The sequence below is a fragment of the Plantactinospora sp. A48 genome (assembly GCF_055793945.1).
This window is the reverse complement of record NZ_JBTIXF010000145.1, coordinates 1-899: the sequence shown is the minus strand read 5'-3', so window position 1 is coordinate 899 and position 899 is coordinate 1. Positions and strand designations below refer to the sequence as shown.

The 899-nt window shown below is 65.0% G+C and carries 1 protein-coding gene; it reads right to left on the bottom strand.

The genetic code is table 11. The features are described from left to right. Window positions 1-848, bottom strand: an 848-nt coding sequence (locus ACXN5W_RS30360) for a beta-xylosidase family glycoside hydrolase (RefSeq protein WP_473161815.1), incomplete at its 3' end; no start/stop codon positions are given. Between the last annotated feature and the right edge of the window lie 51 nt (window positions 849-899).

Genomic DNA, 899 nt, shown 5'->3' with positions numbered 1-899 from the left:
TAGGGGGTGGTGAGGTCGAAGCGGTTGATGGTGGTGGTGCCGCCGAGGGTTTGGGTGGCGTAGTTGAAGATGCCGTAGCGGTAGCCCATGAAGAAGGGCCAGTTGTTGTCGAGGGTTTGGGCGGGGCCGAGGGGGGTGTAGTTGGTGCCGTCGGTGCTGTAGGAGAATTTTGCTTGTCGGCCGCTGCCGGGTCTGATGTCGGCGTTGATGCGGAGCCAGATTTTGCCGCCGGTGATGGGGGCGCTGGCGCGTTCGGTGCCGGTGTTGGTGGTGTTCCAGTTGCTGTCCATGGCGAGGCTGTCGGTCATGGAGACGCGGGTTTGGCCGTTGTCTTTGCGGATGCCGATCCAGGCGGAGTATTGGCGGAGCATGGATATGCCGGTGCGGTCACCGTCGTGCATCTGGGAGTAGTCGAGTTGGATGGTGGCGGTGGAGGTGGGTCCTTGGATGCGGTGGGTGAGGGTGTTGCGGGCGGAGTAGAGGTCGTTGGTGACGGTGGCGGTTTGGAGGTGTAGGCCGTTGCCCAGGGTGTATTTGGTGGTGTCGGGGTTGTGGTTCCATTCCCAGCGGGGGTCGAGGGTGGGTCCGGCGAAGGTGTCGGGGCCGATCATGGATTTGACCTGGCGGGGTGGGCGGGGGAGGTTGGGGTAGGGGTAGGTGTTGCCCCAGCCGCCGTTGACGGTTTGGACTGTGGGCCAGCCGTCGCTGCTCCAGTTGATGGGTGCCATGACGGGGATGCGGCCGCCGGGGTAGGCGTCGACGAAGGCCATGTAGTACCAGGCGCCGTTCTGGGTTTGGACGAGGCCGCCTTGGTGGGGGATGCCGGCTCCGGAGACGGGGGTGGGCATGTTGAGTAGGACCTGGCGGGATTCGTAGGGTCCCCAGGGGCTGGTGGAGCG